13 protein-coding genes, 1 pseudogene and 1 riboswitch are annotated in these 18,256 nt (G+C 62.3%); of the genes and pseudogenes, 13 read left to right on the forward strand and 1 reads right to left on the reverse strand.

What is annotated here, in order from left to right; genetic code table 11:
• Positions 1-26: 26 nt before the first annotated feature.
• The 10 genes and pseudogenes from ACQB61_RS01190 to serA all read left to right on the forward strand — a co-directional run bounded on the left by ACQB61_RS01190 (position 27) and on the right by serA (position 12,809).
• Positions 27-380: a hypothetical protein gene (locus ACQB61_RS01190; RefSeq protein WP_430511148.1), complete on the forward strand. Its 354-nt coding sequence runs from the start codon at positions 27-29 to the stop codon at positions 378-380.
• 34 nt (positions 381-414) lie between these two features.
• Complete coding sequence (gene tolB, locus ACQB61_RS01195; protein WP_430511149.1) at positions 415-1,770, forward strand: Tol-Pal system beta propeller repeat protein TolB; 1,356 nt, start codon at positions 415-417, stop codon at positions 1,768-1,770.
• Between the two features lie 180 nt (positions 1,771-1,950).
• The gene (gene pal / locus ACQB61_RS01200; protein ID WP_334251922.1) at positions 1,951-2,442 is read left to right on the forward strand and encodes a peptidoglycan-associated lipoprotein Pal; all 492 of its coding nucleotides are present in this window, start codon (positions 1,951-1,953) and stop codon (positions 2,440-2,442) included.
• 159 nt (positions 2,443-2,601) lie between these two features.
• Entirely contained in the window at positions 2,602-3,627 is a 1,026-nt protein-coding gene (gene ybgF, locus ACQB61_RS01205) for a tol-pal system protein YbgF (RefSeq protein ID WP_430511150.1), read from the forward strand.
• Entirely contained in the window at positions 3,611-5,083 is a 1,473-nt protein-coding gene (gene tilS / locus ACQB61_RS01210; protein WP_430511151.1) for a tRNA lysidine(34) synthetase TilS, read from the forward strand. Before ybgF ends, tilS begins: the two co-directional genes overlap by 17 nt.
• A gap of 116 nt (positions 5,084-5,199) precedes the next feature.
• Complete coding sequence (ftsH, locus tag ACQB61_RS01215) at positions 5,200-7,125, forward strand: ATP-dependent zinc metalloprotease FtsH (RefSeq protein ID WP_430511152.1); 1,926 nt, start codon at positions 5,200-5,202, stop codon at positions 7,123-7,125.
• Positions 7,126-7,276: 151 nt separating this feature from the next.
• Positions 7,277-8,620 carry a phosphoglucosamine mutase gene (glmM, locus tag ACQB61_RS01220; protein ID WP_430511153.1) on the forward strand — a complete coding sequence of 448 codons (1,344 nt, stop codon included), beginning with the start codon at positions 7,277-7,279 and terminating at the stop codon, positions 8,618-8,620.
• Between the two features lie 293 nt (positions 8,621-8,913).
• Positions 8,914-9,741 (forward strand): outer membrane protein, encoded by an 828-nt coding sequence (locus tag ACQB61_RS01225; protein WP_430511154.1) that lies wholly within the window; start codon positions 8,914-8,916, stop codon positions 9,739-9,741.
• Between the two features lie 165 nt (positions 9,742-9,906).
• Positions 9,907-11,079, forward strand: coding sequence for a phosphoserine transaminase (locus tag ACQB61_RS01230; RefSeq protein WP_430511155.1), 1,173 nt, complete (start codon positions 9,907-9,909; stop codon positions 11,077-11,079).
• Between the two features lie 142 nt (positions 11,080-11,221).
• A pseudogene (gene serA, locus ACQB61_RS01235) lies at positions 11,222-12,809 on the forward strand (phosphoglycerate dehydrogenase).
• 39 nt (positions 12,810-12,848) lie between these two features.
• Here the strand turns inward: serA and ACQB61_RS01240 are convergent.
• On the reverse strand, positions 12,849-13,736 hold the full coding sequence (locus tag ACQB61_RS01240) for a DMT family transporter (protein ID WP_430511156.1): 888 nt from the start codon (positions 13,734-13,736) through the stop codon (positions 12,849-12,851).
• Between the two features lie 252 nt (positions 13,737-13,988).
• On the opposite strand from ACQB61_RS01240, the gene ACQB61_RS01245 reads away from it, so the two are divergent.
• From ACQB61_RS01245 to ACQB61_RS01255, 3 genes are all read left to right on the forward strand, one after another.
• Complete coding sequence (locus ACQB61_RS01245) at positions 13,989-15,281, forward strand: adenylosuccinate synthase (protein WP_058898796.1); 1,293 nt, start codon at positions 13,989-13,991, stop codon at positions 15,279-15,281.
• 183 nt (positions 15,282-15,464) lie between these two features.
• Positions 15,465-17,090 (forward strand): hypothetical protein, encoded by a 1,626-nt coding sequence (locus ACQB61_RS01250; RefSeq protein ID WP_430511157.1) that lies wholly within the window; start codon positions 15,465-15,467, stop codon positions 17,088-17,090.
• Positions 17,091-17,224: 134 nt separating this feature from the next.
• Positions 17,225-17,328, forward strand: a riboswitch (TPP riboswitch).
• A gap of 201 nt (positions 17,329-17,529) precedes the next feature.
• Complete coding sequence (locus tag ACQB61_RS01255; RefSeq protein ID WP_430511158.1) at positions 17,530-18,210, forward strand: ABC transporter permease; 681 nt, start codon at positions 17,530-17,532, stop codon at positions 18,208-18,210.
• Positions 18,211-18,256 lie beyond the last annotated feature (46 nt).

Raw genomic sequence — 18,256 nt, forward strand, 5'->3', positions numbered from 1 at the left:
GGCATTGCGGGCAGGGCTTGCAGCTGATGCAGACTGCGCTGCTTCTTGGTGCGCTGGCCCTGCCGCAGGTGGGGAAGGCGGCGGATACGCCGCGGCTGACCGGAGAGGAAATCGCTGGCTTGCGTGAGGCGGTGCTGCGCTGCTGGACGCCCCCTCAGCCGCAGGCCGGCAGCAGCGCCGCAGTGAAGGTGCGTTTCAGATTAACACCGTCCGGGGAACTGGATGGAACGCCGCAGGTTGTAGAGGCGGCAGACGGTGCGTCCGGGCAGGTGCTCGGCCAAAGCGCCATCCGGGCTGTGCAGCGATGCGCGCCCTATTCGTTGCCGAAGGCCAAATACGAGGCCTGGCGTGAAATTGTCATCAATTTTGTCCATCCATGACGGACAGATGGACTTCAGGAAAACCGGAGCCTCGATGAAGATGAGAGCCTTCCAGATTAAACGGCGCCTTGCCTCGGCCCTGCGTGCGGCCCTTGCAGTCTGCGCCATCTCGGTATCTGGCGCGGCAATGATTGCGCCGGCCAATGCCTTGATCGAAATCGATATTACGCAGGGCACGATTGAGCCGATGCCGATCGCCCTGCCGGATTTCTCACCGGAAGGCGGTGACGCCCAGCTTGCGCGTCAGCTGACGGAGGTGATCTCCAACAATCTGCGCCGCTCCGGCCTGTTCCGTCCTCTGGATCCTGCAAGCTTCATTGAGAAGAACGTAAGCGCTCAGACGACCCCGCGTTTTGGTGACTGGCGCACCATCGGGGCGCAGGCGCTTGTCTCCGGTTCTGTCACCCGCCAGCCGGATGGCCGCTTGCGCGCCGAGTTCCGCCTGTGGGACGTGTTTGCCGGTGAGCAGATGCTCGGACAGCAGTTCTTCACCACGCCGGAAAACTGGCGCCGCCTTGGCCATATCATTTCCGATGCCATCTATGAGCGGCTGACCGGTGAGAAGGGGTATTTCGATACCCGTATCGTTTTCGTCGATGAAAGCGGTCCGAAGCAGAAGCGCGTCAAGCGTCTGGCCATCATGGATCAGGATGGCGCCAACCTGCGGTATCTGACCCGCGGTGATGAACTGGTGCTGACGCCGCGCTTCTCGCCGACGACGCAAGAAATCACCTACATGTCCTACACCGGGACCGATCCGAGCGTTTTCCTGCTCAACATCGAGACTGGCCAGCGCGAGATCGTTGGCAATTTCCCCGGCATGACCTTTGCGCCGCGTTTCTCGCCGGATGGGCAGCGGGTCATCATGAGCCTGCAGCAGGGCGGTAACGCGAACATCTTCGTCATGGATCTGCGCTCGCGTGCCACGACCCGGCTGACCAACACGCCTGCGATTGACACGAGCCCGTCCTTCTCCCCGGATGGCAGTCAGGTGGTGTTTGAATCCGACCGTGGCGGCACCCAGCAGCTTTACGTGATGGGCGCAGACGGCTCCAATCCGCAGCGCATCAGCTTTGGTCCGGGCCGCTACTCGACGCCGGTCTGGTCACCGCGCGGGGATCTGATCGCCTTCACCAAGCAGAACCAGGGACGGTTCATGATTGGTGTGATGAAGCCGGATGGCAGCGGTGAGCGCATCCTCACGGAAGGTTACCATAACGAAGGTCCGGCCTGGGCGCCGAATGGCCGGGTGTTGACGTTCTTCCGCGATACGCCGGGCCCCAATGGCGGTCCGCAGGTCTGGACCGTGGATCTGACCGGCTACAACGAGCAGCGGATCACGACGCCGGCCTTCGGCTCGGACCCGGCCTGGTCGCCCACGCTGGACTGATGAATTGCAGCTGCTGCCGCCATTGGCGGCAGTATGGCTGTGTGGATGATCCGGTATCGTAGAAAAACGTGAGGTGTCCTGCTCTTTTTATGTGCTAGGGCTGGCCGCCAACCGGTTGTTAACCACTGTTGTATAGAATGCGTTCACCTTGCCGGAACCGGCGGGACGAGGAGTTATCGAATGTTGAATACGGCTATGATGGCGCGCGGTGCGCGCATGGCGGCTGTCATTGGTTTTGCGTTGACCTTGGCTGCCTGCTCCAACACCAATACCGACGGGCTTGACGGCAGCGCCAACGCCACCCCGGGCTCGAGCCAGGACTTTGTGGTGAATGTCGGCGATCGCGTGTTCTTCTTGAACGATCAGTCGACCCTGAGCGGTCAGGCGCAGGCGACCCTCGACAAGCAGGCTCAGTGGCTGAACAGCTACAGCCGCTACAGCATCACGATGGAAGGCCATGCGGATGAGCGCGGCACCCGTCAGTACAATATTGCACTTGGCGCCCGCCGTGCAAACGCGGCTCGTGACTACCTCGTCTCGCGCGGCGTTTCGGCCTCGCGTATCCGCACCATCTCCTACGGCAAGGAGCGCCCGGTTGCTGTGTGTGACGACGAGAGCTGCTGGTCCCAGAACCGCCGCGCTGTGACTGTTCTGAACAGCGCCGGCAGCTGATCCTGGTCTGCCATTAGAGTTTTGACAGGCGCGAAGGCTTCCTTCGCGCCTGTTTTTGTATGAACTGGTGGTTGAGCAGTCTCTCTGTCAAATTTTGGCCGAAGTCAGCGCGCCCTGTGCTATCCATCGGATGCCATGAAGGCAGACCGGAGGTAAAGCATGGTAAAATGGAAGACGCTTTTCGCGGCCTTGGCCGCCATTTGCATGATGGCATCAGCCGTGCCGTCCGCAAATGCGCAGCTTTTCGGCGGCGGTGGCGGTAACGACGCGCAGGTGCGTCTCAACGAGGTGGAAGACCAGATGCGCCGCCTGAACGGTCAGGTGGAGCAACTGAGCTATCAGCTGCGTGAGTTGCAGGATCAGCTGCGCCGGATGCAGGAAGACAACGAATACCGTTTCCAGCAGCTGGAAGGCGCGAAGAAGCAGCCGGGCAAGCGTTCTGATGCGGGGCCTGCCGCGCCTGTGCAGGAGCCGCAGCACGCGACCAACAATGCAGCAACTGCGGGTGCCGGTCTGGCACCCGCAGAGGGCACGCTCGGGCAGATGGCAGCAGGCAGCAATGCAGCAGGTGGCTCAGGTGATGCCGAGTTTGCAACTGGCGGCGGCTATCAGGACGGAAACTATCAGGATGGAGCTGCGTCCGGCAGCGGGCCGCTGGATCTTTCTGCGCTGGCGCGTGGCCAGTTTGGCCAGCCCCAGCAGCCAGCTTCTCCGGGTGGTACGCCTCCGGGTGTCAACAGTGGCGGAAACCAGCTTCCCGGACAGCCTTCGGGGCAGATCGCCAGTCTTGGCATGACCGGTGATCCCAGAACCGACTACGACAACGCCTACAATTTTGCGCTTCAGGGTGATTACGTCTCTGCCGAACAGGGCTTTCGTTCCTTCCTCGAAGCCTACCCGAAGAGCGATCAGGTGCCCAATGCCCAGTATTGGCTGGGAGAGAGCCTTTATGGACAGGGCGACTTTCGCGGCGCGGCAGACGCATTCCTGAAGACCTATACCGAGCACCCGAAGAACACGAAGGCGCCGGACAGCCTTCTGAAACTCGGCCTTTCCCTCAAGGGCCTCGGCGAGACAAGCGCAGCTTGCGCGACCTATGCCGAACTTCTGACGAAATATCCCAATGCGGCAAAGGCGGTGCGTGATCAGGCCCGCGCCGAACAGCAGCGTGCCAGCTGCTCCTGATTTTTCCAGCGCATTGCCGGTTTCAGATGACGAAGCCGCGCGGCTTCTCGCGCCGCTGGAACAGTTCTCTTCGCTTGCGCTGGCCGTCTCGGGAGGCGGCGACTCGCTTGCCCTTCTGCACCTCACCGCAGGGTGGGCCCGTGCAAGGCGTTCTGCCGGACTTGCAGCGCCAAGCCTTCTGGTCTTGACCGTTGATCATGGGCTGCGGCCTGAGGCTGCCTCTGAGGCCCGCTTTGTCTTGCAGCAGGCTGAAGCCCTGCAGCTGCCTGCGAGAATCCTCACCTGGCAGGCGCCGGAGGGGCTCGCAAATCTGCAGGCGGAAGCCCGTATGGCCCGCTACAGTCTGCTGGCAGATGCCATGGATCTCTCCGGCGTGGAGGCGCTGGTGCTGGCCCATCATCTCGATGACCAGATCGAAACATTCTTTGACCGGCTGACCCGCGGCAGCGGAGTTTATGGCTTGGCGGCGATGGCGGCGGATCAGCCCGGTGGCCCCTTCGGTCTGCGTCTTCTGCGGCCTTTCCTGACGGTTCCCGGTGCCCGCCTCAAGGCATCCCTTGCCGCCCGCGGTCTTGCCTGGGTGGATGATCCTTCCAACAGCAATCCGGCCTACAAGCGGGTGCGGCTGCGTCAGCTTCAGGCGGGTCTTCTCATCGAGGGGCTTGACCCTGCCCGCATCAATTCCACGATCAACAGGATGGCCCGGGCGGCGCAGGCGATTGATGCGGCGGCAGATGTGCTGCTGAAGGATGCCAGCGTCGGTGATGTGCCGGATTTTGCCCGTCTAGACCTTGCGCGCCTGGCATTGCTTCCTGAAGAGGTGCGCCTGCGGCTTCTGGCCCGGCTGGCGCAGCATGTCAGCGGCAGCCTTCATCCGCCCCGGCTCGACCGTCTGGAGGCGCTGGATGCCCGCCTTCTTGCAGGCGGTGCCTTGCGCGTAACACTGGCTGGGACGGTTTTTGACCTTTCGGCGGGCGGGCGCCTGCGGCTCTGGCCGGAACCAGGCCGCGCGTTGCCGGACACTGTGGAGCTTCTGCCGGGTCAGTGTATCCATTGGGATGGGCGTTACCGGATCTGCCTCAAGCCGGATATTGGGGGAGCCTCAGGATCGTGCCGGTGGCGCGGCTGCGGCAAGATGAAGCGCTGCGGGAAGATGTCCGCGCCCTTGCCAGGGCCAGTGGGTTCCCCACCGCCGCTTTTGCTCGTCTTCCCGCCGTCATGCGCCTTCAGGATGGCGGCACAGGCGGCCCTGTCTGTCTTGCATGGACCTTGCCACGGGAGCCGGGGCTGGTCCTGCGGCGCTCCGGGGATCTGGCCCTGTCTGCAGCAATCGCAGATAATTGACGCGCTGTGCAAAGAGTGGTGGGCGGTGCGTCATTGCACCTTAAGGCAACATGCCCTAAGGGAGGCTGATGTTGCTGAAAACCGGCGCGGGCTTAATAAAAAAGTGAGCTGATCCGCGCAACACTGCGGCTACTCCTTGGCAGGGGCACTATGCCGACCTATCTTGAGGGACAGTAGCCGGCAACCGCTCGACGTTTATGGACGCCTGATGGCGGACAAGGGATCGAAATGAACGCAAATTTCCGCAATCTTGCCCTCTGGGTGATCATCGCGCTCCTGTTGATCGCGTTGTTCCAGCTGTTCCAAGGCTCTTCCCAGAGAACATCGTCCAATGACATTCCGTTCTCGCAGTTCCTGAACCAGGCGGATCAGGGTGAGATTCGTGATGTTACGATCCAGGATCAGCTGATCACCGGCAACTTCACCAATGGCGGCCAGTTCCAGACCTATGCGCCCAATGGCACCCAGTATGTGGATGAGCTGCGCAACAAGGGCGTGCTGATCAAGGCCCGTCCGCCTTCAGAGAATTTCTCGCTCGCCGGTGCGCTGATTTCCTGGCTGCCGATGATCATCATTCTCGGCGTCTGGATCTTCCTCATGCGCCAGATGCAGGGCGGTGCCGGCGGCAAGGCGATGGGCTTTGGCAAGTCCAAGGCCAAGCTGCTGACCGAAGCCCACGGACGCGTTACCTTTGATGACGTTGCCGGTATTGATGAAGCCAAGGAAGACCTGCAGGAAATCGTGGAATTCCTGCGTGATCCGCAGAAGTTCCAGCGCCTCGGCGGCCGCATTCCGCGCGGTGTGCTGCTTGTTGGCCCTCCGGGCACCGGTAAGACCCTGACCGCCCGTGCGGTGGCAGGTGAGGCGAATGTGCCGTTCTTCACCATCTCCGGTTCGGACTTCGTGGAAATGTTCGTCGGTGTGGGTGCGTCCCGCGTGCGCGACATGTTCGAGCAGGCGAAGAAGAATGCGCCCTGCATCATCTTCATCGACGAAATCGATGCGGTCGGCCGTCATCGCGGCGCCGGACTCGGCGGCGGCAATGATGAGCGCGAGCAGACGCTGAACCAGCTCCTCGTGGAGATGGACGGTTTCGAGCCGAACGAAGGCATCATCATCATCGCCGCGACCAACCGCCCGGACGTGCTTGATCCGGCGCTGCTGCGTCCGGGCCGTTTCGACCGCCAGATCGTCGTGCCGAACCCGGATGTGACTGGCCGCGAAAAGATCCTCAAGGTGCACATGCGCAAGGTGCCGCTGGCTCCGGATGTGGATGTGAAGGTTCTGGCACGCGGTACGCCCGGCTTCTCCGGTGCGGATCTGATGAACCTCGTCAACGAAGCTGCGCTTCTGGCGGCACGCCGCTCCAAGCGCCTCGTGACCATGGCAGAGTTCGAAGACGCCAAGGACAAGGTGATGATGGGCGCCGAGCGCCGCACGCTTGTGATGACCGAAGAGGAAAAGCGCTGCACTGCCTATCATGAGGCTGGCCATGCCCTTGTTGCGCTCAGCGTGCCCAAGGCGCATCCGGTCCACAAGGCAACCATCATCCCGCGCGGCCGTGCGCTTGGCATGGTGATGCAGCTGCCCGAGCGTGACGAAATCTCCATGAGCTACACCCAGATGACCTCGCGCCTCGCGATCATCATGGGCGGGCGCGTGGCGGAAGAGCTGATCTTCGGCCTCGAGAACGTCACTTCCGGTGCGTCCTCGGACATTCAGCAGGCGACACGTCTGGCCCGCGCCATGGTCACCCAGTGGGGTTACTCCGACAAGCTCGGCAAGGTGGCCTATGGCGACAATCAGGAAGAGGTGTTCCTCGGCCACTCTGTTGCGCGCCAGCAGAACGTGTCGGAAGAAACCGCCCGCATCATTGATGCCGAAGTGCGCCGTTTCGTTGAGGATGGGTTCAACGAAGCCCGCCGTATCCTGACCGAACGTGCGGATGATCTTGAAGCGCTTGCCAAGGGCCTCATCGAGTACGAAACCTTGTCCGGCGAAGAGATCAAGAACCTGCTCGCAGGCAAGCCGCCCGTCCGTGATGAGGATGATGACCAGCCCGTGGGCCGCAGCTCTGCCGTTCCCTCCGCCGGCGCCAAGCGCGGCGGGGAGGGTGGGGCTCCGTCAGGCATGGAGCCGCAGCCACTCGCCTGAGCTGTAATTCCTTCTTGATAACCTGACGCCCGGTCTTTACAGGCCGGGCGTTTTTCATCGTAACAGTCGATCACAAATTTTGACCGGCCTTCTACGGCAGAACGCTGTATGAGGGACGCACAAGACCAATCGCAAAGGCAGTGATTCACCCATGCGCAAGTATTTCGGAACCGACGGCATTCGCGGCAAGGCGAACACCCATCCGATGACAGCGGAAGTGGCACTCAAGGTCGCCATGGCGGCAGGCCTCATGTTCCGCAATGGCCATCACCGCAGCCGCGTGGCAATCGGCAAGGACACGCGCCTGTCCGGCTACATGCTGGAGAACGCCATGGTTGCGGGCTTCACGTCCGTGGGCCTTGACGTGTTCCTGCTCGGGCCGATGCCCACACCGGCTGTTGCCATGCTGACGCGTTCGCTGCGCGCCGATCTCGGCGTCATGATCTCTGCGTCGCACAATCCGTTTGCCGACAATGGCATCAAGTTCTTCGGTCCGGACGGGTTCAAGCTCAGTGATGAAATCGAACTCGAAATCGAGCGCCTCGTGGACAGTGATCTGACGCCGCGTCTGGCCAGTGCCGATCAGCTGGGCCGGGCCAAGCGCATTGACGGCGTGCACGACCGCTACATCGAATTTGCCAAGCGCACCCTGCCGCGCGACATGAGCCTGGAAGGTCTGCGCATTGTTGTCGACTGTGCCAACGGCGCTGCCTACAGGGTTGCGCCTGCCGTTCTGTGGGAACTGGGCGCCGAAGTCATCTCCATCGGCGTCAATCCGGACGGCTACAACATCAACCAGGATTGCGGTTCCACCGCCACCGATGCGCTGGCGCGCAAGGTGCACGAAGTGCGGGCCGATATCGGCATTGCGCTGGACGGCGACGCGGACCGGGTGATCATCGTTGATGAACGCGGCCAGGTGGTCGATGGCGACCAGCTGATGGCAACCGTTGCCGAAAGCTGGCATGCGGCCGGCAAGCTTTCGGGCCCCGGCATTGTGGCGACGGTCATGTCCAACCTCGGGCTTGAGCGTTTCCTGGGCGCGCGGGGGCTGGAGCTTGCCCGCACCAAAGTGGGCGACCGCTATGTTGTTGAACACATGCGCGCTCATGGGTTCAATGTGGGCGGCGAGCAGTCCGGTCATCTGGTGCTGTCCGATTTTGCCACGACGGGTGATGGCCTGATTGCAGCCTTGCAGATTCTGGCCTGCGTCCGCGAGCAGGACCGCCCGGTCTCTGAAGTCTGTTCCAAGTTCGTGCCGGTTCCGCAGGTGCTCAAGAACGTGCGTTACAAGAGCGGGAAGCCGCTGGAGAGTGACGTGGTCAAGTCAGCCATCGATGCGGGGCGCGAGCGTCTTGGCACGAGCGGCCGTCTGGTCATCCGTCCGTCCGGGACTGAGCCGCTGATCCGTGTCATGGCCGAAGGAGACGACGCTTCTCTCGTTAATGACGTGGTGGATGAGATCGCCGGAGTTGTCGCACGCTCGGCAGCCTGACTTCGCCAGCGCCTCGTCAGGCACAAACATCGCCATGAGCTGACCTGCCGGTGAAGGTGGGAGCTCAGCAAGCGCAAGTAAAAGAACAAGGCGTCTGCCGTCAAAGGTGGATGCCTTTTTTGTTAATGGAATCTTAATGTCATTTCTCTTGTTTACCTTAGGTTAAGGTAAAAAATCCTGGTAAAAAAATACGGTTAAGTACCCCTTAAATCTTTTGCCCTAGATCTAAGACATGTTCCAAAGTGCGCCCCGCAGCATGGCTGGTGCGGACGCTTGTTTCGAAGGACGAGGACATGGGCAGCGTTTTCAAGCAGTTATCTTTGGCAAGCTGTGTGATCTTCATCTCGCAGGCAGCACTGGCCGCAGATCTTGCAATGGATCTGCCGCCCCCTGTGATTGAGCACATCCCCGAAGTTCCGGCCACTGGCGGCTGGTACCTGCGCGGCGATATCGGCTACAAGATCTATCAGGCACCGAAGGGCAGCTTCAGTGATCCCGTGATTGGGGACCTGCGGTTCAACCGTAATGGCATGAACGATACGGTGGTCATTGGTGCGGGCGTTGGCTACAAGTTCAACGACTATCTGCGTTCTGATCTGACGCTGGACTACGAGCCCTCGGCGAAATACACCGGTTACGCTCCCTGCAATCTCTGCACGGGCTCGAATTCCTCGCGTGAGACATCTAATATTGATGTCTGGACGCTGATGCTGAACGGTTATCTGGATGTTGGCACCTGGAATGGCTTCACACCTTATGTGGGTGCGGGCGTTGGTGCGGCATATGTCAACGTGAACGACACCAAGTCCTTCAATCCGAATGGCGTGAACACGTCCTATGACGGGTCGAGCGGCAAGTGGAACTTCGCCTGGGCCCTGATGGCCGGTACCTCCTATGCGGTGTCTCCGAACTGGGACATCGATCTTGGCTACCGCTACAAGAACCTGGGTGAAGCCCGTTCCGTTCGCCTGAACAATGTCGGCACCGGTCAGAGCCGGATCAAGTACAAGGATCTGGCTGCCCACGAAGTCCGGCTCGGCGTACGCTACAACTTCAACACAGCTGGCCCGGTCAGCCGTCCGGTGCTCTATTCGGGCGACGCGATCTCTGCCCGCTATTGATCCTCTTCCCCGCGGATCAGTTCTGGGGCCGGTGCCACAAGCACCGGCCTTTTGCTTTGCGTGGCAGCAAAGCTTCATCCGGCTTGACCACTTCGCAGGAAGGGCATATCCAGATCAGTGGGACACTCCTCCCCAACGAGGAGCGCCTATCTGAGAGGATAGCATATGACAGCGACTGCAAAGCCGGCACAGCGCCCGGCCAATCCCCATTTTTCGTCTGGTCCTTGCGCCAAGCGCCCCGGCTGGTCTGCCGCCGCGCTGGATGTAACGTCCCTTGGCCGCTCCCACCGCGCCAAGATCGGCAAGACCCGTCTTGAACTCGCCATCGACAAGACCCGTGAGGTTCTTGAGGTTCCGGCAGACTACCGCATCGGTATCGTCCCGGCCTCGGACACCGGTGCTGTCGAGATGGCCCTGTGGTCGCTGCTCGGCGAACGCGGCGTCGACATGCTCGCCTGGGAAAGCTTCGGCTCCACCTGGGTGACCGATGTGGTCAAGCAGCTGAAGCTGGATGCGCGCACCATCGAAGCGCCGTATGGCGCGTTGCCGGATCTTGGCAGCGTCGATTTCAGCCGCGACGTGGTCTTCACCTGGAACGGCACCACCTCTGGCGTGCGCGTGCCGGATGCGAGCTGGATCCCGGCAGACCGGGAAGGCCTCGTCATCTGTGACGCCACTTCCGCCGCTTTCGCGCAGGATCTGGATTTCGCCAAGCTCGACGTCGTCACCTTCTCCTGGCAGAAGGCGCTCGGTGGTGAAGGTGCCCATGGCATGCTGATCCTCAGCCCGCGCGCCGTTGCCCGGCTGGAGAGCTACACCCCTGCCTGGCCGCTGCCGAAGATTTTCCGCCTGACCTCCAAGGGCAAGCTGATCGAAGGCATCTTCAAGGGCGAGACGATCAACACCCCGTCCATGCTCTGCGTCGAGGACTATATCGACGCGCTGGAATGGGCATCGTCCATCGGCGGCCTCAAGGCCCTGATCGGCCGCGCCGACACCAGCGCCGGGCACATTGCCCGCTGGGTGGAGGAAACGCCGTGGGTGGACTTCCTTGCCGTTGATCCGGCAACCCGGTCCAACACCTCCGTCTGCCTGAAGATCGTTGATCCGGACGTGGCGGCGCTGGATGATGCGGGACAGGCTGCCTTTGCCAAGGCCATGGCTTCAGCGCTGGAAGCTGAAGGTGTCGCTTACGACATCGGCTCCTACCGTGATGCTCCGACGGGCTTCCGTATCTGGTGCGGCGCGACGGTGGACCCGGACAGCGTTGCGGCGCTTTTGCCCTGGCTCGACTGGGCTTTCGCGGCCCAGAAGGCCCGCTTGCAGGCAGCTGCCTGATGCAGCGGCCCGGTGATCCCAAGTCTCCGGGCCTTGCACTTCACCCAATTTCTGCGCCCGTGTGAGGCGCCTGCTGCGGTTCACCGGCTGAACCGCAGACGGTGCTGCCTTGCCTGAGGCGCTCTGAAGACAGGAGAGTTTCATGGCTCCCAGAGTGCTTATTTCGGATCAACTGTCGGAAGCAGCCATCCAGATTTTCAAGAATCGCGGCATTGACGTGGATTTCCGCCCGGACCTGGGCAAGGACAAGGACGCGCTGCTTGCCGTCATCGGCGAGTATGACGGCCTTGCCATCCGCTCGGCCACGAAGGTCACCGAGAAGGTCATCGCCGCCGCCTCGCGGCTGAAGGTGATTGGACGTGCGGGCATCGGCGTCGATAACGTCGATATCCCGGCCGCCACCGCCAAGGGCATCATCGTGATGAACACGCCTTTCGGCAATGCCATCACCACGGCGGAACATGCCATTGCGATGATGTTCTCCCTGGCCCGTCAGATCCCGGCGGCTGATGCCTCGACGCAGGCCGGTAAGTGGGAGAAGTCCCGCTTCATGGGTGTGGAGATCACCGGCAAGACGCTGGGTCTCATCGGCTGCGGCAACATTGGCTCGATCGTCGCGGACCGGGCCATCGGCCTGAAGATGAAGGTGCTCGCATTCGATCCGTTCCTCTCCGCAGAGCGGGCAAGGGATTTGGGTGTCGAGAAGGTCGAGCTGGACACACTGCTGGCGCGGGCCGATTTCATCACGCTGCATACGCCACTCACCGACAAGACCCGCAACATCATCTCCGCCGATGCGCTGATGAAGACGAAGCGCGGCGTCTATATCATCAACTGCGCTCGTGGCGGGCTGGTCGATGAGGTGGCGCTGCGGGCGGCACTCGATACCGGACATGTGGCCGGTGCCGGGTTTGACGTGTTCGTCGAGGAACCTGCGAAGGAAAACGTGCTGTTCGGAGCACCGAACATGGTCTGCACCCCGCATTTGGGCGCTTCGACCGAAGAGGCGCAGGAGAATGTTGCCCTGCAGGTGGCCGAGCAGATCTCGGACTATCTGACGAGCGGTGCCGTCACCAACGCGCTCAACATGCCGTCGATCTCGGCGGAAGAAGCCCCGCGCCTGACGCCTTTCGTGCGGCTGGCGGAGCAGCTGGGTTCCTTTGCGGGCCAGCTGACCGAAACCGGCATCCGCAAGATCCGGATCGAATACGAAGGCACGATTGCGGAGATGAACACCCGCGCCCTGACGGCGGCGGCTTTGACCGGCGTGCTGACGCCAGTGCTGCAGACTGTCAACATGGTGTCGGCCCCGGCCATCGCCCGGGAGCGGGACATTCAGGTGGAGGAGGTGCGGCGCGGCCAGATGGGCGCCTACGAGACCTACATGCGCCTGACCATCGTCACCGACCGGCAGGAACGCTCCGTCGCTGGCACGGTGTTTGCCGATGGCAAGCCGCGCATCATCCAGGTGAAGGGCATCAACATGGAAGCCGGTTTCGGCCCCTACATGCTCTACATCACCAACGAGGACAAGCCGGGCTTCATCGGCAAGTTCGGCAGCCTTCTGGGTGAAGCCGGCATCAACATCGCGACCTTCAACCTCGGCCGCACTGAGCCGGGCGGAGACGCCATCGCGCTGCTCGAGGTGGATGGCGAAGTGCCCTCCGCCACGCTGACAGCCATCGAGATCGCTGCCGCTGGTGAAACAGGCAAAAGCGCTGAAGTTCTGATGAGAAGAAGAGCGGCATCCCAGGGTGCCGCTCTTTACCTTACCGGCGCAGCAGTTTCAGTACGCGCCCGTCGAGCAGCACAAGGCCGCAGAGCAGAATGCCGAGCCCGGCAAACTGCACCGGATAAAGCCTTTCGCCCAGCAGCAGATATCCGAAACCAAGGGCGCAGACGGGCACCAGCAGGGTCACCGTCGAGGTGTTTGTTGCTCCTGCCTCACCCAGTAGCCGGAAGAAGATCATGTAGCCGAGCGCTGTGGCAAGCACGGCCAGCGCCAGCACATTGCCCCAGACGAGCATACTGACATCCGCCGGTGACCAGCTTCCTGCCGAGAACAGCGCAAGCGGCAGCATCAGCAAGGTGGAGCCAGTAATCTGGCCCGTTGCTGTCACCAGCGGCGGCGTGCCCTTGAAGCGGCGCCCGAAGGCTCCGGCACAGCCGTAGGAGAGGGCGGCACCCAGGCAGGCGGCCTGAGCCCACAGTGGATCCGAGCTGAGCCCGGCAAGGCTGGAGGACAGCATCAGCACCACGCCTGACAATCCCAGAAGAACGCCAGCTATCCGGTTGGCTGTCACCGGCTCCTGATGCAGCACCACGGCAGCGATCAGGAAGGTGAAAATCGGCGTCGTGGCATTGAGAATCGAGGCAAGGCCCGCCGCGATGCCTGTCTGGCCCCAGAAGATCAGGGAGAAGGGAATCGCATTGTTGAGCAGCCCCATGACGAGGAAGCTTGCCAGCACCTTGGGGTCACGGGGAAAGCGGTGGGGGCTGAAGCGCAGCACCACATGCAGGACGCTGGCAGCAATCAACACCCTGAGAAATACCAGCACCAGGGGCGGGATTTCGGCGACCGCCACCTTGGCAAAAAGGAAGGAGCCACCCCACAGGGCACTGAGGAAAAACAGCAACAGCCAGGCGGCGAATGACATGAGTGTGTCCGGATGTTTGAGGCAGACCAGCGCCTTCAGGAGAGCGTGAGCTGTATCATCTGACGGGATTGCTGCGCCACCCGTAATGCGAGGGGGAGCTTCCGTCGATTTCTTCTGTTTCGGGCTCGCAACTCTTGGCGGAAGTGGCTATAGTCCGCGCGTTTGCCCCGGCCATGTACCGGGGTTTTGTGTGTTGGTGCCCGGAAAATGCGGCACCGGCAGGTGGTTCCTTTTCAGGAGGGTATGACACCCATGGCCAATGTTGTTGTCGTCGGTTCGCAATGGGGCGATGAAGGCAAGGGCAAGATCGTCGACTGGCTCTCGGAGCAGGCCGATGTGATTGTCCGTTTCCAGGGCGGGCATAATGCCGGCCATACGCTCGTGATCGACGGCGTCAGCTACAAGCTGTCCCTGCTGCCCTCCGGCGTTGTGCGCCCGGGCAAGCTGTCGGTGATCGGCAACGGCGTGGTGCTAGATCCGCATGCGCTGGTTTCGGAAATCGGCCGTTTGCGTGATCAGGGCGTGACCGTGAACCCGGAAACCCTGCGCATCGCCGAGAACGCGACGCTGATCCTGTCGCTGCACCGCGAGCTGGATGCGCTGCGCGAGAACTCCAGCACCGGCACGCGCATCGGCACCACGGGCCGCGGCATTGGCCCGGCCTATGAGGACAAGGTGGGCCGCCGGTCCATCCGCCTGATGGATCTCGCCAATCTGGAGACGCTGCCGGCCAAGATCGACCGGCTGCTGGCGCACCACAATCCGCTGCGCCGGGGCCTTGGTGAGAGCGAAATTTCTGCGCAGGCGATCTTCGAGGAACTGTCCTCTGTGGCAGGAACCGTGCTGCCCTACATGGATTCGGTGTGGAAGCTGCTCGACGGCCAGCGCCGCGAAGGCAAGCGCCTGCTGTTTGAAGGCGCACAGGGCGCGCTGCTCGACATCGACCACGGCACCTATCCGTTTGTGACCTCGTCCAACACGGTCGCCGGTCAGGCTGCCACCGGCTCGGGTCTTGGCCCCAATGCCGTGGGCTATGTGCTGGGCATCACCAAGGCCTACACCACCCGCGTGGGCGAAGGCCCGTTCCCGACCGAGCAGCAGAACGAAGTCGGCGAATTTCTTGGCACCCGTGGCCATGAGTTCGGCACCGTGACGGGCCGCAAGCGCCGCTGCGGCTGGTTCGATGCGGTCTTGGTGCGCCAGACGGTCTGCACCTCCGGCATCACCGGCATCGCGCTCACCAAGCTGGACGTTCTGGATGGTCTTGAGGAACTGAAGATCTGCGTCGGCTATGAGCTGGACGGCAAGCGGATCGACTATCTGCCGGCATCCCAGGGTGCGCAGGCACGTGTGGTCCCGATTTATGAGACCCTGCCAGGCTGGCAGGAATCCACCAAAGGCGCCCGCAGCTGGGCTGATCTTCCGGCGCAGGCCGTGAAATATGTCCGCCATGTGGAAGAGCTGATCGGCGCACCGGTTGCGCTGCTTTCCACCAGCCCGGAGCGTGACGACACCATCCTGGTGCAGAATCCCTTCCAGGACTGACGTGAAATTTATCGGGCGGAATGCAGCCCATTCCGCCCGAAAGTCATGTAAAAACCTGATTGCACATCCTATCTTTGCCGAACACCTCTTGCGCCCGCCGGTGTTGCGCCTACAAATGGGATGGCATGAATACGGAGCTTCCGGTGCGCCGGGTTCAGGCTGGCACCCCTCACGAGCGAGCCAATGGCTGATTACTATTCGATTTTGAAGAAAACGATTGCGTCACTGCCGGAGAACAATGGTTCTGCGCGGCGCAACGTCTACAGCCGCGCCCGAAACGCGATTGTCAGTCAGCTCAAGGCCTATGAGCCGCCACTTTCCCCGTCCGAGATCACGGCCGAGCAATTGCGCCTTGAGGAGGCAATCCGCAAGGTTGAAGCCGAGGCTGCGCGTGAAACGCTGATGGCGACGCGCCCGGCGCCCGCAGCGCCTGCGCCGATGGCCCCTCCGGCGGGCAACAGCGCTCCGGCCGCACCCCGCGCCGAACCCTATCCGCCGTCTTCGCCCGCGCCGCGCGGGCCGCTGGGCTCTGCCGTGCAGGAAGCCGAAAGGCTGGGGGATGCGTCCTCAAGCGCTGTGCAGACCGCCCGCGATGCCTTCCGCAACGAGAGCACTCCGGCAGAGCCGGCCGTTGAGCGCAGCCAGCCACGCATGGAGCCCGCCTTCGATGCGGCGCCTGCAAAGCCGTCCGTTGAACCGGCCGCTCCTGCGCCATCTTCCTACGCCATCCCCACGCCGAGCCCGCGCCCGGCGTCTGCTGCTGAGAGCCTGCGCCCGGACCCATCCGCACCTGCGGCTGCCAGTGCAGGAGGCAAGGGCGCTGGGGCAGATGAGCCGCGCAAGGTCCGGACACGTGCACCACGCCGTGCCCGCACGTCTGGCAGCAACTCGCCCTTCATGTCCTACGTGTTCCTGGGCGGGTTTGTGCTGGTTCTGATTGGCATTGGCGCATTCATCTACTCCCAGCGTTCGCTGATTGCGGGGATCTTTTCCTCCCGCGAAGAGACGGCAGAAACGAGCTCCCCGGCTCCCGAGGCGGGTGCGCCTGCTGGTGAGGCTGCTGCAAATGGAGAGAGTGGCGGCAAGAACACCGACCGCCTGCTGACCGATACGGGCGAGCCTGCGGTTGCCCCTGATGCCAGAACTGTGACGACGACGCTCATCACACCTTCTGCGCCGCCGCAGGAAGCGCCTGCCGTGCCCGAGACCGCGGTCCCGCCTGCAAGCACGGCTCCGGCCCAGACCGCAGAGACGCCCGGCGCCATTGTTGCGCAAAAGGCCTTCCTCTATGAGGAGGGTGAAGATGCCAGCGGCTCTGGCACCGCATCTGCGGGCAATGTGGCCTGGTCGGTGTCGGAGGAAAGCGGCTCCGGCGGAAAGACTGAAACGGTGCTTGTGGCCCAGGCCCAGATTCCGGACCGGAACATCAATGTGACGCTCCGAATCAAGCCAAACACGGATTCTTCGCTGCCTGCCAGCCACCTGGTCGAGATCCAGTTCCAGCTTCCTGAAGGTTTCACCGGAGGGGATGTTTCCAACGTGCCGGGCCTCGTGATGAAGCCGACTGAGGAAGCGCGCGGAGATGCCCTTCTGGGCGCCTCGGTGAAGGTCTCTCCGGGGTATTTCTGGATTGCGCTGTCGAGCGTTGACAGCGAGCGGGACCGTAACCTTGCCCTGTTGCGTGAGCGTGGCTGGATCGATATTCCGATGCTCTATGAAAACGGCAAGCGTGCCATCTTCACCATCGAGAAGGGCACACCTGGCGCCCGCGCTCTGGAACAGGCGATTGCCGCCTGGCAGAAGGGCTGAAGCGGCGCATAACGCGAACCGGAAATGCAATCGGCAAGGCCCCGGCATCTGATCCAGATGCGCGGGGCCTTCCGCTTTTCATGGCGTGCTGGCAAGTTTTGCTTGCCAAGCCGGTATTCTGGCGGCATGTTTTGGGCTGGTCCGAGGGGTGCTCCGACGTGAGCTGAGATGGCGCAAAGCCGAACCCTTAGAACCTGATCCGGGTCATGCCGGCGAAGGGACGGAAACCTTTAGCCATATCCCGGATCTCCAATGTCTTGACCGGCTCGCCGGTGACGGGAGATCCTTTTGTGTCGATAGAACTTCTTTCAGGAAGGCAAGCCCTTCCATCCAGCCCCCTGACCGGAATGGGTTTCCGGCCCGTGCTGCTTCTCTCCTGCGCGGCATCGTACCAGGCGTTGCGGTCAGTCTGTCGCTGCTGCTGATCTGGGATCTGGCGGTGCGGTTCCTGGAGATTCCGCCCTACATGCTGCCCGGCCCCCTGAAAGTGGTGGAGGCTTTCCAGCGGCAGAGCGGCTTTCTGCTTTATCACGCCAGCATCACCTTGAGCGAAACCCTGCTGGGTTTTGTCTTCGGCATTGCGGCCGGTGTCATGCTTGCCTTCGTCATGTGGCTGTCGCCGCTGGCGCGGCGCGGGCTTTTGCCTGTCATTCTGGTGACGCAGGCGCTCCCGGTCTTTGCCATTGCCCCCATTCTGGTGTTGTGGCTTGGTTTCGGCCTTGCCTCCAAGATCGTGATGGCGGTGCTGGTTATCTTCTTTGCCGTTACCTCCACTTTCTTTGATGGCCTCAGACGGATGGATCAGGGCCTGGTGGATCTGGCGCAGCTTTACCGTGTCAGCCGCTGGCAGGAACTGCGTTACTTCCGTCTGCCATCTGCCATGCCTGCTCTGGCCTCCGGTGTGCGGATTGCTGCCGTCTTCGCTCCCATCGGTGCCATCGTTGGAGAGTGGGTCGGGGCCAAGGGCGGGCTCGCCTTCATCATGCTGCAGAGCAATGCCCGGATGCAGACGGACACCATGTTTGCTGCTCTTGCCTTGCTCGCAGCCATGGTTCTGGCCCTGCGCTTCGTTGTCGAGCGCCTGACCCGCCGCATGGTGCCCTGGCAGCGCGAAGACTGATCCGCGCTCGCATCTACCGGTCCAGCAGAGGCGGGGCCGGCTCAAA

This window comes from Pannonibacter phragmitetus, from assembly GCF_050510895.1.
GTDB lineage: Bacteria > Pseudomonadota > Alphaproteobacteria > Rhizobiales > Stappiaceae > Pannonibacter > Pannonibacter phragmitetus_B.

Bases quoted from the DNA above. Each gene is read 5' to 3' on its own strand.
- ACQB61_RS01190 (WP_430511148.1), top strand. From the start codon at position 27: ATGCAGACTGCGCTGCTTCTTGGTGCGCTGGCCCTGCCGCAGGTGGGG.
- tolB (WP_430511149.1), top strand. From the start codon at position 415: ATGAAGATGAGAGCCTTCCAGATTAAACGGCGCCTTGCCTCGGCCCTG.
- pal (WP_334251922.1), top strand. From the start codon at position 1,951: ATGTTGAATACGGCTATGATGGCGCGCGGTGCGCGCATGGCGGCTGTC.
- ybgF (WP_430511150.1), top strand. From the start codon at position 2,602: ATGGTAAAATGGAAGACGCTTTTCGCGGCCTTGGCCGCCATTTGCATG.
- ftsH (WP_430511152.1), top strand. From the start codon at position 5,200: ATGAACGCAAATTTCCGCAATCTTGCCCTCTGGGTGATCATCGCGCTC.
- glmM (WP_430511153.1), top strand. From the start codon at position 7,277: ATGCGCAAGTATTTCGGAACCGACGGCATTCGCGGCAAGGCGAACACC.
- ACQB61_RS01225 (WP_430511154.1), top strand. From the start codon at position 8,914: ATGGGCAGCGTTTTCAAGCAGTTATCTTTGGCAAGCTGTGTGATCTTC.
- ACQB61_RS01230 (WP_430511155.1), top strand. From the start codon at position 9,907: ATGACAGCGACTGCAAAGCCGGCACAGCGCCCGGCCAATCCCCATTTT.
- ACQB61_RS01240 (WP_430511156.1), bottom strand. From the start codon at position 13,736: ATGTCATTCGCCGCCTGGCTGTTGCTGTTTTTCCTCAGTGCCCTGTGG.
- ACQB61_RS01245 (WP_058898796.1), top strand. From the start codon at position 13,989: ATGGCCAATGTTGTTGTCGTCGGTTCGCAATGGGGCGATGAAGGCAAG.
- ACQB61_RS01250 (WP_430511157.1), top strand. From the start codon at position 15,465: ATGGCTGATTACTATTCGATTTTGAAGAAAACGATTGCGTCACTGCCG.